General features: G+C 68.0%; 7 protein-coding genes. 5 read left to right on the top strand and 2 right to left on the bottom strand.

The window, feature by feature from the left end; translation table 11 throughout:
• Nucleotides 1-5 precede the first annotated feature (5 nt).
• Nucleotides 6-1,418 carry an MATE family efflux transporter gene (locus O9271_RS10075; RefSeq protein WP_298269001.1) on the top strand — a complete coding sequence of 471 codons (1,413 nt, stop codon included), beginning with the start codon at nucleotides 6-8 and terminating at the stop codon, nucleotides 1,416-1,418.
• A gap of 78 nt (nucleotides 1,419-1,496) precedes the next feature.
• Here O9271_RS10075 and O9271_RS10070 read toward each other — a convergent pair whose 3' ends face one another.
• Entirely contained in the window at nucleotides 1,497-2,360 is an 864-nt protein-coding gene (locus O9271_RS10070) for a carboxypeptidase-like regulatory domain-containing protein (RefSeq protein WP_298268998.1), read from the bottom strand.
• 186 nt (nucleotides 2,361-2,546) lie between these two features.
• Here O9271_RS10070 and O9271_RS10065 point away from each other — a divergent pair, with 186 nt between their 5' ends.
• The 4 genes from O9271_RS10065 to O9271_RS10050 all read left to right on the top strand — a co-directional run bounded on the left by O9271_RS10065 (nucleotide 2,547) and on the right by O9271_RS10050 (nucleotide 10,723).
• Nucleotides 2,547-5,627 (top strand): SusC/RagA family TonB-linked outer membrane protein, encoded by a 3,081-nt coding sequence (locus tag O9271_RS10065; protein WP_298268996.1) that lies wholly within the window; start codon nucleotides 2,547-2,549, stop codon nucleotides 5,625-5,627.
• A complete protein-coding gene (locus tag O9271_RS10060; protein ID WP_298268994.1) occupies nucleotides 5,624-7,222 on the top strand; it encodes a hypothetical protein in 1,599 nt (532 codons plus the stop codon). Before O9271_RS10065 ends, O9271_RS10060 begins: the two co-directional genes overlap by 4 nt.
• Before the next feature lie 163 nt (nucleotides 7,223-7,385).
• Nucleotides 7,386-8,363 carry a hypothetical protein gene (locus O9271_RS10055; RefSeq protein ID WP_298268992.1) on the top strand — a complete coding sequence of 326 codons (978 nt, stop codon included), beginning with the start codon at nucleotides 7,386-7,388 and terminating at the stop codon, nucleotides 8,361-8,363.
• 80 nt (nucleotides 8,364-8,443) lie between these two features.
• On the top strand, nucleotides 8,444-10,723 hold the full coding sequence (locus O9271_RS10050) for a prolyl oligopeptidase family serine peptidase (RefSeq protein ID WP_298268988.1): 2,280 nt from the start codon (nucleotides 8,444-8,446) through the stop codon (nucleotides 10,721-10,723).
• Between the two features lie 99 nt (nucleotides 10,724-10,822).
• Here O9271_RS10050 and O9271_RS10045 read toward each other — a convergent pair whose 3' ends face one another.
• A complete protein-coding gene (locus tag O9271_RS10045; protein WP_298268985.1) occupies nucleotides 10,823-13,717 on the bottom strand; it encodes a gamma-glutamyltransferase in 2,895 nt (964 codons plus the stop codon).
• Nucleotides 13,718-13,728 lie beyond the last annotated feature (11 nt).

The following is a 13,728-nucleotide window of genomic DNA, read 5'->3' as shown; positions in this document are numbered from 1 at the left end:
CCCCGGTGACCACGTCGTCTTCGAGTTCCTCCCCGCGCAAGCTCGATCGGTCCATCGTCGAGGGGCCCATTGGTCCGGCGGTGTGGAAGGTGGCGTGGCCCACGGTGCTGCAGAACGTCATCAGTGGCGTGCAGGGGATGATCGACCACGCGCTGGTGGGGCACTTCGTCGGCTTTGCCGGCAACGCCGCCATTGGGGTGGGTTTCCAGATCTTTCTGGTGGTCATGGTGTTCGTGTCGTCGCTGTTCAGCGGCATGGGCGTGCTGGTCGCCCGCTTTGCCGGGGCCGGTGACGAGGCCGGCGTGAACCGGGCAGCGTCGCAGGCGTTTCTGCTGGCGCTCATGCTGTCGCTGGGCGTGCTCGCCCCGCTGGGGTATGTGCTGGCGCCCACGCTGCTCGGACTCGTGAAGGCGACGCCCGATGTGCAGCGCGAAGCGCTGCCGTATCTGCGCATCATGTTCGTGTTCGGCTTCGGCATGATGATGTTCTTCATGCTGGGCGGTGCGCTGCGCAGTGCGGGTGACGCCAAGACGCCACTGCGTCTCGGCGTGGCGCTCACGGTGGGCAACATCGTCTTCAACGTGCTGCTCATTCGCGGCTACGGACCCTTCCCGGAGATGGGCACGGCCGGCGCCGCTGCGGGCATCATGATCTCGAGTGCCCTCGTGGCCGTGTATGCCGTGGTGAAGCTCTTCAGCGGATCGTGGGTGATCGACTTCCGCGGCATGTCGTGGAAACCCGACTGGGAGATCATTCGCGCGCTGTTCCGGTTCGGCCTCCCCACGGGGGTGCAGGGGATCGCCATGAACATCGCCGGGGTCTTGTTGCTGCGCTTCATCGGCAGCACGGCGCAGAGCGCCGAGGCGCAGGCCGCGTACGCGGTGGGGTATACGGAGCTTTTCTCACTGGTCACCTGGACGTCGGTGGGGCTCATGGGCGCGGCCGCCACCGTTGCCGGACAGAACCTTGGCGCCGGGCACCCCGACCGGAGTCGCGCCGCCGTGCGCGTGGCAGCACGCTTCGGCCTGGCGATCGCCATCTTCGTGGGGCTGCTCTTCGTCACCATCCCCGACGCGCTGCTGGGGCTCTTCGGCATGCGGGAGCCCGAGGTGCTGCGCATTGGCCGTGAGCTGCTGCGCTTCCTGAGCATCTCCGGCCTGTTCATCACGGTGGCGCTCACTTTCACGGGCGGGCTGCAGGGCACCGGTGATACGCGCAGCCCGCTGTACATCACGCTCGTCTCGCAGTTCGCGCTGCCCATTGGCATGCTCACCGCGCTCGAGGCCACGCGAACGCTGGAAACCTGGCACATCTGGCTCGCCATCGTGATTGGGCACGCCACCCGATGCCTGCTCAGCGTGTGGCGCTTCGAGCAGGGGAAGTGGCGCGGGATCACGCTTGGCGTGGGTGCCCGCTGACGGCAGTTCCGGCCGGGTTCGTCGCGACGGAGGGGGCGGGGCGCCGGCGGCAGGCCAGCGGTTCTGCAGCGCGCGTTCCTATTTCCGCCGCGGCTCGCGTCCCGCCGTAGTCCAGATCACGATGACGCCGCACCCGGAATTGCGCCCGGCGAATTCCCCCGGCACATCGGCGGCGCCGGTGTAGACCTCGAGGCCCATGATGTCGCGAATCGGGATCACCGGCCCGAACGCATTATCCACGCGCTCGTCCACGATGTATTCCGGCGCGCAGCCCAGGGGCGCGCGCACCATCTGCGCCCGGCACGTCCCGCCGGCGCAGTTGAAGCGGATGCCCCGCATGCTGCGCATGGCGTCCTGCAGCGTGTAGACGTGGGCGGCCTCCAGCTCCTCGCGGGTCCGATACTGCCCTCGGCCCATGACCCGGCGGCGCTCGAAATCGACGAATCGCCGTCCCATTGGTGCCGCGGCCGTCACGCCCACTTCCGGCAGTGTCTGCGCCGAATCGCGACCGCCGCCGGCCAGGGCGCCAGTCACCGCGGGCGTGCCAGCGGATCCGGCGGCCCGTGCGGCGGCGGCCACGGAGTCGGCGAGCGCGCGCGGTTCGAGTTCGAGGTCTCGCTCCATGCGCTCATTGGCCGCGAAGGCCAGGCTCACCGCGCCGCGGGCAAATCCGGGCGCGGATACCAGAAACCGGTGAATGCCCACCGGCAGGCCCGCCACGCGGTACGCGCCGGCTGAATCCGTGCGCACCCCGGTGCCCGTGGTGGTCACGGTGATCGTGGCGCCGGCAATGCCGCGCCCTGTCACGGCGTCGAGCACGCGGCCGCGCAACTCGGCGGTCTGCGCGCCGGCGGGCACCGCCACGCCTAGCGTCAAGACCACGGCCGCCAGCGAGGCCACCCGTGCGTGCCCTGTGCCATGGAAGATTCGACCCCGCAGCATCTCAGATAGCGGAAAAGGAAATGGACAAGGGGACTGGGACCAATGGGCCGTCCCGCAGACGCGACGAGGTGTGAACGTGTTGCAATTTGAAACGACGCGCAGCAGAATGGGACACGTCGACTGGGCGGGTCGTCCAGTGGCAACAGACCGGGACGAACTGTTTGTCCCAAAGCCTCAGGAGCGCGAATGCTTCACCACCTGCGTCGGTTGATCGCCGCCGCTGTTCTCGCCGCCTTACCCGGGTTCGGACTAGCCGCCCAACAGAGTACCACCGTGACCGGCCGGGTCACCTCGGCCGGCGCTCCGCTCGGCGGCGCCCAGGTCGGGATCGTCGAACTGGGCGTCGGCAGTGTGACGGACGCCCAAGGGCGCTTCACCTTCACGGTGGATCCCGCCCGCGCTGGCGGCAAGCAAGTGACCGTCCTCGCGCGCACCATCGGCTACCGGCCGGTGAAGCATCTCGTCACGCTCACGGCGGGACGGCTCGAGCAGAACTTCGACCTCGAAAAAGATGTCCTCAACCTCGAGGCCATCGTTACCACCGGGGTGTCTGACGCCACGTCCCAGAAGAAGACCACCTTTGCGGTGGCCGCGGTGAACAACGCCCAGATCAAGGAAGCGCCGGCATCGTCCCCGCTTGGCGCGCTCAGCGGCCGCGTCGCCGGTGCCAGCGTCACCGCCGTGAACGGTGAGCCGGGGTCGGCGCCGCGTATCCGCCTGCGTGGCCCCACGTCCCTCACCGGCTCGCAGGATCCCCTCATCATTGTCGACGGCACGATTAGCCGCCTCTCCCTCGCCGACATCAACGCGCAGGACATCGAGCGCATCGAGGTCATCAAGGGCGCCGCCGCCAGCTCGCTCTACGGTTCCGATGCCGCCAACGGCGTGGTCCAGATTTTCACCAAGCGCGGGGCCTCGCTGGCCACTGGCCAGACGCAGATCATCGTGCGCAACGAATTCGGCTCGAACGATCTCCGCAAGACGATCCCCAACAACTTCTCGCACCCCTACAAGCTGGACGCGAGCGGCAAGTTCCTGCGCGATGCCAATGGCAACCGCATCCAGGAAGACGACCGCATTTCGGACAACTCGTACCCGGTCGTGTACGACCAGCTCGGAGACGTCTTCCGCTCCGGACAGTTCATGACCAACTACATCTCCATCGGGCAGCGCAACGCCAACTCGAACTTCAACGCCTCGTTCGAGAACGCGAAGGATCAGGGCATCGCGAACCTGCTGAGCGGCTACTCCCGCCAGAACTTCCGCCTCAACCTCGACATGGAGTTGCACCCCAAGCTGGACTTCCAGACGGGCGCGTTCTACGGCCAGTCGCGCGCCGATCAGGCCGATGACAGTTCCGGTGATGCCTTCTTCGGCCTTCGCTTCCTCGAGCCGAACATCAACCTGAACGACAAGAACCCCAACGGGACGCCGTATCTGGCGGCGATCCGGCAATCGCCGGCGTCGGGCAACGTGAGCAACCCGCTCTACAACTGGTCGAACATCCAGAACAGCAACGACCGGGCCCGCTTCACGGGGCTCCTCAAGGTGCGCTATCGCCCCGCGACGTGGCTCACGGCCGAGGCCAACACCAACTTCGACCGCGGCTCGGGCACGTTCCGGTCCCTCGTCCCGCTCGGTTACATCGGCTCCACGGGCACCGTGAGCAAGGGTTCCCTGTCGAACCGGGAGAATGTCACCCGCGCCTACAACCTCGGCACGACCCTGACTGCCGTGAAGAGCACCTCGTGGTTCACCAACACCACCAGGCTGGCGTGGGTGTACGAGGATCAGGAGAACCAGCAGACGACGGTGCGCGCCACGGCGCTCACCGTGCCGCGGGTGACCGAGTTCTCGGCGGCGTCGCGGGATCCCGAGAATCCGGTCATCCCCGGGTCGTTCTCACAGCCCATCCGCAACCAGAACTTCTTCGCCATCACTACCTTCGACATCAAGGACAAGTACATCATCGACGGCCTGATCCGGCAGGACCAGTCGTCGCTGTTCGGTGAGGATCAGCGCTCCAGGCTGTTCAAGCGCCTGTCGGGCGCGTGGCGCGTGTCGGAGGACCTCTCGCTCCCCGGCGTGAACGAGTTCAAGCTGCGCGCGTCCTACGGGGAGGCCGGCCTGCGCCCCGTGTTCGATGCGCAGTACGAGCAGTTCGCGATCGAGGGCGGCAGCCCGGTGAAGATCACGCTTGGCAATCCCAACCTGCGCCCAGCGTTCTCGCGCGAAATCGAAGGCGGCTTCGATCTCACCTTCGCCAAGAACTTTCAGCTCCAGTACAGCTACTCCAGCAAGATCACCGACGACCAGATCCTCAATGTGCCGGTCTCGTCGGCCACTGGCTTCCGCAACCAGTGGCTCAATGCCGGGTCGCTGGAGGGCAAGACCCACGAGGTGCTGCTGAGCGCCGTTATCGCGTCCCGGAAGGACTTCGTCTGGACGGTGAACGTCGCCGGCGACCGCACCCGTCAGACGGTGCGCAGCCTCGCGGTCCCGCCGTTCCTCGTGGGCCCGGTCGCCAACACGACCATCTTCCGGCTGGCCCCGGGGCAGCCGTTCGGCATCGTCTACGGCAGCTCGTGGGTGCAGAGCCAAACCCAGCTCGACGCCATGATTGCGTCGAAGCGGCTCACAGGCACCGCCGCCGACTATGTGCTGAACGAGGAAGGCTACTACGTGGCCAAGAACGCGTGGCGCACCCTCAACGAGCGTCCCATCAAGTTCCTCGACGCTGACGGCAACGCGCTCCGCCAGATCGCCGACGTGAACCCCGACTTCAACCTCAACTTCAACACCCAGCTCAACTGGAAGCAGTTCTCCGTGACGGCGGTGGTGAATTGGGTGCAGGGCGGGCAGATCTACAACTACACCCGTCAGTGGCCATTCTTCGACCAGCGTGATCCGGCGTTCGACCAGCGCGACAAGCCCGAGGCGGAGAAGAAGCCCACCACCTACTATGCCACCTTCTACAACAACTTCGACGCCAATACCTACTTCGTCGAGGATGGCAGCTACGTGCGCCTGCGGGAGCTGGCCGTCAACTACCAGGTGCCCAAGGCCATCACTCGGCGCTTCGGCATGAGCGCCGATCGCTCGGCCCGCTTCGGCATCGTGGGCCGCAACCTGTTCACCAGCACCAAGTACAGCGGGTACGATCCCGACGTGTCGGGTGGCGGAGCGAATCCCTTCGCCTACCGCGTGGACTACTTCACGTACCCCATCTTCAAGACGTTCACGTTCATGCTGGAGCTCGGACTGTGAGCCCCCTCGATCCGAAGTTTGCCTGCTCGATCCGCCACGCCGTTGGCGTGGCGATGGGCGCCGTGCTGCTCACCGCGTGCAATTCTCTCGACGTGGAGAACCCGAACGCCGCCGACGCCAGCCGTGCCCTCAGCGATCCCGCCGCCGTCGAGGCGGTGGCCGGCGGCACGTTGCGTTCCTGGTTCAACACCTGGGACGGTATGGAGGGCGGCGGCCCGCTGGTCACCATGGCGCAGACCTACAGCGCGTCGTGGAACAACTTCAACATGAACTTCTACAGTTCGATCGACGGCGACGGCACTCGCAACTCCCGCGCCTACCAAAACGATCTGGCGTCGGCGGGTCGCACTACCATGATCGGGTACTGGGAGGGCTTCTATTCCACGCTCTCCTCGGCGGTCGATGTGCTCACCGCCGTCCGCAAGAACAACCTCGTCATCAGCAACGCCGCCAACACCAAGCGCGCCGAGACCGTGGCGCAGTTCATGCACGGGGCCGCCCTCATGGGTATCGCGCTCAACTACGACAAGGGCTACGTGATCGACGAAACCACCGATCTCGCCACCCTCGCGTACAAGACGCGCAAGGAGGTGCGTGACGCCGCGGTCGCCTCGCTCGAACGGGCCGCCACCCTCGCGGCGGCCAACACCTTCACCACGCCGTCCGGCTGGACCAACGGCACGTCATACACCAACACGCAGATCGCCCAGATCGCACGGACGATGGCGGCGATGACGCTGGCGTATTACCCGCGGTCCGCGGCCGAGAACGACCAGGTGGACTGGAACAAGGTGCAGCAGCTCGCCTCGCAAGGCATCTCGTCCGGCACGGCCTTCGACTTCAACTTCACCGGCGACGGCTGCAACTCGTGGTGCCACGAGATCCTCTACTGGTTCAATGCGTTCGATGGCGGCCGTGTGAGCACGCGCGTGGGGGCGCTGCTCGATCCGGTGACACAGCGTCATCCGTATCCGAGTGGCGGCAACAGCCAGCCGAACTCGCCGGACCGGCGTCTCGGTGATGGCTCCTTCGGTCCCGACGACGAGGACTTCGCCGGCTACTTCGGCACCAATCCCAAGACCAGCAGGGCCGGGACCGACTTCGTGTATTCGCGCGAGGAGATCTTCCGCCCCGATCGTGGCATGTACCACCAGTCGAACATCGGCCACATTCGCTACGACCGGTCGGGTGAGCAGTCGCCCAATGGGATCTACGGGGGCTTCGGCGTGGCGCCAGTGATGTCGCGGCATCAGAACGATCTGCTGTGGGCGGAGGCCGAGCTCCGCCGGTCGGGCGGCAACCTCGCCAACGCCGCGGCCCTCATCAACAAGACGCGCGTTGATCGTGGTGGCCTCTCCGCCGCGACGGCCGGAGAAGGCGTGGCCTCGCTCGTGGCGAAGCTCGTCTACGAGCAGGAGGTCGAGCTCCTCGGCCTGGGTCCGGTCTCGTACTATCAGCGCCGCCGGGTCCCGAACGGCCTGCTCGCCGGGACGCCGCGCGAGATGCCGGTGCCAGCCAAGGAGCTGGGTGTGAAGGGCGACCCCTTCTACACCTTCGGCGGCACGGGGGCGGCCAACAGCCCCACCCCCCCGTGATCGGGCGCCTCAGGCATTAAGCTCTAGGGCATACCCCGGAGAGGCCTGGCAGCAATGCCGGGCCTCTCTGCCGTTCCCCCCGTTCCATGGTCCGCCATTTATCCGGTCGGTCCAACACCGCCAGGTCCGCCCCGTGCTCCGCTTCCGGCTCCGTCTCAGGATCATGTTCCCTCGGCTGATCGAGCTCCTCGTGGTGCCGTTGCTCGCGTTCGTGGCGGCGTGCGCCGATTCCGACACTCCGACGGCCCGCCCAACATCCGTTACTCGTTTGCACCTGCCGCCCGCGGACTCGCCGTCGCTCACGCTGCGCCACGATGGCGCGGCGCAGGTCGGGGTGACCGTCGACGGCAACCAGGTCCGTCTGCGCACAGCCCTCCGTACCGACGACGAGGCGGAGGCCCGGCTCTGTAGTGTCATCATCGCGCGGAGTCGATCCGTGGAGTCGCTGCCCTTTGCGTGGCCCGTGGATTCCACGGTCCCGCTGCTGGTGCCGCAGCTGGTCCATGGCCCCGACGTGAGTGGGTACCGGGTGGTCGTTCCCGGCGTGAACTCGGAGTACCGCTTCGAGGGATTCACGATCGACGGGTCGACTCGGGTGAGCTTCCGGTGGCCGGTGCGCTCCGGGCGCAGTGTCCCCGGCGATGCCACCGACAGCGAGATCGAGGCCGCGCTCACACCTTCTCCCAAGGCACTCGACACGCTCGTGATGCGGCTGCGCCGCAGCGATACCGCGAGCCGCACCGGGTGGCGCGGCCTTCGCCTGCCGGTGGAGTCGGTCGTGGTCGCGCGCGCCGTGAGACTCGCGCCGCTGGTGCCCCTCTTTCCGGTGGGCTTCACACCGGCGTGCGGCGATGCAACGTTCGCGGTGTCGCTGGCGTCCGCCGTGGACAAGCCAGTTCGCATCCTCGCCGCGAACGGCGAAGAAATCACCGTGCACGTGGTGACCCCCACCGGCGAGGTCAGCATGTACTTTGATGAGCAGGGGCCGGGGCAGGCCGTCGCCGGCAAGGCGGTCACCACGACGGTGGTCGCGCAGCGGACGGGGCACGTGACGCTGCGTCTGCGCTATCGGGCGGCCGTGCGCGTCGAACCAGCACGCCAGAAGGTGATGCTGCGCCTCGTCTCCACGGCGCCGCGCTGACGCGGCGCCGTGATCCCGAATGCGGCGTGGCTTCACTCCCAGCTTCACTCCCAGCTTCACCCTCAGTTTCGAGGTGGTGCGTGATTCAGACAGGGCGGCGTCTTGCGGCCGGTCTTCTCGGGCTCGCCTTCACCAGTGCGGCAGCGACCGCGCAGGTCACCGCGCAGGTCACGGCATCGCCGAGCATCGCGCCGTGGATGTCGCCACCCTCGCCGCTCACTCTCGTGTCGGCGAAGAAGGCCGATCGCCTCGCGTTCATGGTGTACGAGAAGGGGCAGCGCAACGTGTACACGGCGGCGGCCCCTGATTACGCGCCACGGCCGCTCACCCGGTTCCTCGATGATGATGGCATCGATCTCACCGATGTGAAGATCTCCGACGACGGGCGCGTGGTGGTGTTCGTGCGCGGCTCGGCGCCGAATCGCTGGGGGTGGGTGGCGAATCCCAACCACGACCCGGCCGGTGGTGATCGGGCCATCTGGGCCGTGCTGACGGCCGGTGGCCCGGCATGGCGGGTGGCCACGGGCGCGTCGCCCGAGCTGTCACCGGACGGACGTTGGGTGCTGTTCACGCGCGACGGGCAGATCCACCGCGCGCGCGTGTCGCGGGCGCGCCCGCTCGCCGTCTCCGACACCGGCGGCATGCCCCTCATTCGCCTGTGGGGGCGCAATGGTGCGCCGCGCTGGTCGCCCGACGGCAAGCGCATCGCCTTCGTGAGCGAGCGTGAGCACCACAGCTTCGTGACGGTGTACGATGTCGCCTCGCGCACCGTGCAGTATGTGGCCCCCGGCGTCGATTGCGACGGCGCGCCCACCTGGTCACCCGACGGGCGTTACCTCGCCTTTGCCCGCACGCCGGGCACCCCGTTCGGCCTGCAGCGTCGCACCCCACCGGGCAACGCCAATCCCGCCGTGGGATGTGGCACCGGCTTCGGTGCGCCGGCGTCCGTTGCCGTGACCGAGGGGCAGAGCAACCTCGTGCGCGCGCCCGGGTTCTTCACCTCGATGCTGCCGGGCGGCTACCGCCTTGCGCTCATGGTCGCCGACGTGGGCGGGGCGAAAAACATCACGTCGCCGCTCGTAATGGCGCAGATCCCCGCGCGCGAAGTCTGGCACAATGCCGTGGGGGATTCGGTGTTCACGTCGCTGGCCAACATGACCTGGGCGGGCAACTCCATTGCCTTTCCGGTGAACGTGCCGAAAGACGAGTGGGAGCGTTGGTACGCGGTACCCGCCACGGGTGGATCGCCCGTGCGCCTCACCACCACCGATGGGTTGATCGAAGATGCCACCAGCGTGGCGTGGTCGCGCGACGGCGGGCGCACCATGTACTACACCACCAACGCCGGCGACATCGAGCGCCGCCACATCTGGGCCGTTCCCAGCGATGGCGGTTCGCCCCCGGTGCGCATCAGCACCGGCGACGGTGTGGAAACGCACCCGCAGCCGCTCGCGAGCGGCAAGCAGGTGGCGGTGCTGTACTTCGGTGCCCGTACTCCGGCGTCGGTGGCGTTGGTGCCGGCGGGCGGTGGCGCTCCGCGCATCATCTATCCCACGCTGCCGCGCGACTTCCCCACCAGCGCCCACGTAACGCCGGAGATCGTGAAGACGCGCGCCGAGGACGGCCTCGAGATCAGCAACCAGCTGTTCCTGCCGCGCGACCTCAAGCCCGGCGAAAAGCGGCCGGCCATCGTGTTCGTGCACGGCGGTCCGCGCCGGCAGATGCTGCCGGCGTACCACTACATGCAGTTCTATCACTGGTCGTACGCCGCCAACCAGTGGCTCGCCGATCAGGGGTACGTGGTGCTCTCCGTCAACTATCGGCGTGGCGTTGGCTACGGCAAGAGCTTCCGCGATGCGCCCAACGCGCGCGACCGCGGCAACAGCGAGTACCTCGACGTGGTAGCCGGTGCGAAGTACCTCCAGCAGCGCTCCGACGTGGACGCCGCGCGCGTGGGCATCTGGGGGCTGTCGTATGGCGGCCTGCTGGCGGCGCAGGCGCTGGCGCGCAACAGCGACATTTTCGTGGCCGGCGTGGACATGGCGGGTGTGCACCACTACGACTACTCGCTCGACAGCACCAGCTCCGCGTTCCGCTCGGCGGCCATCGGCGCCATCGACCAGTGGAAGAGCCCCGTGCTGCTCGTGCACGGCGATGACGACCGCAACGTGGACTTCGCGCAGACGGTAGGGCTGGTGCAGCTGCTGCGCGCACGCAACGTGTACCACGAGCTCATGGTGGTGCCCGACGACCTGCACGAGAGCATGCTGCACGCCAACTGGATCGACACCTTCGACCGCATGGGCGTGTTCCTCAAGCGATTCGTGTGGAACCGCGAGACGCCGCCGGCGCCGCGTTGAATAGCGCAACCCATTACTCACAACTCGGACTCACGACTCAGAACTGACCAGTGACGGGTCGTGAGTTCGAGTCGTGAGTTGTGAGTCGTGATTCGCGGGCTACTTGACCGCCCCCGCCGCGCCCGCCCGTCGCGGGTCGGCGCCGGCGGTCACGGTGCCGCGCCCCAGGCGAATGGCGGCGCCGTAGCCCTCGCGCAGTTCGCCGCGCGCCGACACGAAGCTGAGATCGTATCCCAGCGCGCGCAGGCGGCTCACGACGTGCGGGGCGAAGCCGTCTTCCAGCTGCAGCGTGAAGGGCGGCGACACGGCCCCCGCCGCGCCGGGGGGCGCAAAGCCGCCGCCGCCGGGCAGAAAGCGCGGCAACTCGAGCGCCGCCTGCGCGCCCAGCCCGAAGTCGAGCGCGCCAATGAGCGACTGGTACACGGCGCTGGTGATCCACGCGTTGCCGGCCGCGCCCACAGCGAACACCGGACGTGACCCCTCGAACGCAATGGTGGGGGCCAGTGTGCTGCCGTGCCGCGCAAAGGGCAGCCGCGACCCGTATTGCGTGGGGTCGGTGCCATAGCTCGTGAGCTTGTCGTTGCTCAGGAAACCGAGCCCCGGCGTCACGTAGAAGTTGCCACCCCAGGTCCCCAGCGTTTGCGTCACCGCCACGGCATTGCCGTCGGCGTCGGCCACCGTGTAGGCGGTGGTGCCCGCGGCATGGCACACCGTCATCTCGTGTGCGTGATCGTCGCCGCACGGGCTGGCGTCACCCACGGCGGCGGTATCGCTGCGCGCCGGCACGGCAGCCGGCGCCGGAGCGGCCGCGCGCTGCTTGAGACACTCCAAGGTGTCGCCACGCACCAGACGCGGCGTGAGCGCCCGTTCGGCGTCGTGGCATTGCCAGCGCACGCGGGCCGTGTCCTTGTCCACGATGCTGGCCACGTCCACCGGCCACATGGCCGGATCGGCAATGCGGGTGCGCGATGAAGGCGTGAGGAACCAGGCGGAGAGCATCGCGTGCAGTGTGGCGGCATTGCTCACGTAGCTGCGCGGCGCGGCGAACTGTTCGAGCAGGTTGAGTCGCGCCACGAGGTCGGCGCCCCCGCTCACCGGCGGCGCCCCCGAGCACAACCGAAAGCGGCGGTAGGTACCGCACACCGGTTCGCGCTCATTGGCGAAGTAGCGCGCGAGGTCGCTCACCTTCATGGCGTTCCCCTTGGCCCGCAGGTCGCCCGCATACTTGCTGGCCACCTCGCCCTTGTAGAAGCCGTCGGCGCCCTTCGCCGCGATCTGCTCGAGCACCCACGCCAGGTCGGGGTTCCGAATGGTGTCGCCGCGCTGCAGCGGCTCTCCATTGCGGAAGAAGAGTGCGCGGCTGCCGTCGTACTTGGCAAAGTGCTCACGCTCCGTGGCCAGCGTGGTGGCCAGTCCATCGCTCACGGCATATCCGTTGCGCGCCGCGCGAATGGCCGGCTCGAGCAGGGCGGCCCACGGGAGCGTGCGGCTGCCGTACCGCTGCCAGGCGAGATGCATCCCCGCCACGGTGCCCGGCACATTCACGAGCACTGGCCCGTCGCTGGGATACCGCCCGTTCACCAGCAACGACGTGTTCGAGAGCCCCCCCTCTTCGGGCACCCGACTCATGAACTCGATGAGCGTGGGCTGCTTGCCCTTGAGCGCAATCACCATCTCGCCGTAGCCGCCAATACCGCTCGCATCGGGCTCCACCACGCCCAGCGCAAAGCTCACGGCCACCGCCGCGTCGATCACGTTGCCGCCGCGCCGGAACATCTCGAGCCCCGCCTCGGTGGCCACCGGGTGCGCACTCGACACCGCGGCCCGGCCGGTGGCATCGGCTCGCAGCGGCGGTCTCGCGGTAAGCAGCGCGTGAATCACGGCGTCGCGCGCACTGTCGGTGGGTGCGGCAATGGCCTGTGCACGGAAACGGCTCCGCGCCTCTTGCCACGCTGCCCGTGACGACGCAGGCGCGTCGTCGCCGAAGTAGAGACGCGCACTGCGCTCCCATACCCGATCGAACGCTGCCGCGTTGGCCGCTGCTCGGTCGGTGGCCACCGGCCCCGCTACGGCAATCTGTCCGACATCCGGCGCCAGCGGCGCCGGCAGGCGGATCATGCGCGCCGGGCCGAGCCCCTGCTGCAGCACGGCGCGCTCGTGCGCGGTACGATCCACGCCGCGGTCGGGGTCGCCATTGTAGCTCACCGCCACGTCGCGGATTTCCGCGATCGTCACCAGCGCGCCATCGGGCGACCAATCGAGCTCCCCGTGACGACGCGACAACAGGTTGGTATAGCTGGTCCCGGTGGCCGGCACGATCACCACGCCCGTGCGCATCGAGACGGCCACACGCGTGCCATCGGGCGAGAGGGCGATGTCCTCGATGCTGGCGTCGCTGTATACCACACGATCGTTCACGACCACGCTGCGGGTGCTCTCGGTGTGAACGATGTACGCCGTGACCGACCCGTCGGCACTGAGACGCGGGCGCTTCTCCGTCTGCTCCCGCTTGCTCAGCCGACGCTCGGTACCGCTACCGGCCTCGATCGTCCAGATGCGCGACTCGTTGCCGAGGCCGCGCTGGAAGAGCATGCGTCCACCAGCCGCAACGGGAAACACGTCGTGCGCCGTGCTGGTGGTGATGCGTCGTGTGGCACCAAGTAACTGCCGCCCATCGGGGCTCACCACGCTGGTCAGGATGTCGTACTGCCCAAGCGAATCGCTGGCCCAGTAGAGGGTGTCGTACTGCCACGACGGGTCCCGATGAAAAGCACTGCCACCGGTGAGGCGCGTGGCCGGCTCGCCCGCGCGCTGCGCGAAAAGGTGCCCTTCCCGCTGAAAGACCAGCACCCCGAGACGAGATGCGGCCGGACGACGCCCCCCCACCAGCAGCGAGTCAGCGGTCGGCGGCTGCTCACGGGGGGTGGGTGCCACCTGAGCGGGGATCGTCTGGGGGCGCACCCCCAACGACAGCCCGAGCAGCGTCGCCGCCATATGTGCCCCGC

Origin of the sequence: Gemmatimonas sp., from assembly GCF_027531815.1 — a bacterium.
Taxonomy (GTDB): Bacteria; Gemmatimonadota; Gemmatimonadetes; order Gemmatimonadales; family Gemmatimonadaceae; genus Gemmatimonas.
Note: the sequence above shows the minus strand (reverse complement) of the source record. Positions and strands in the feature narration are given on the sequence as shown.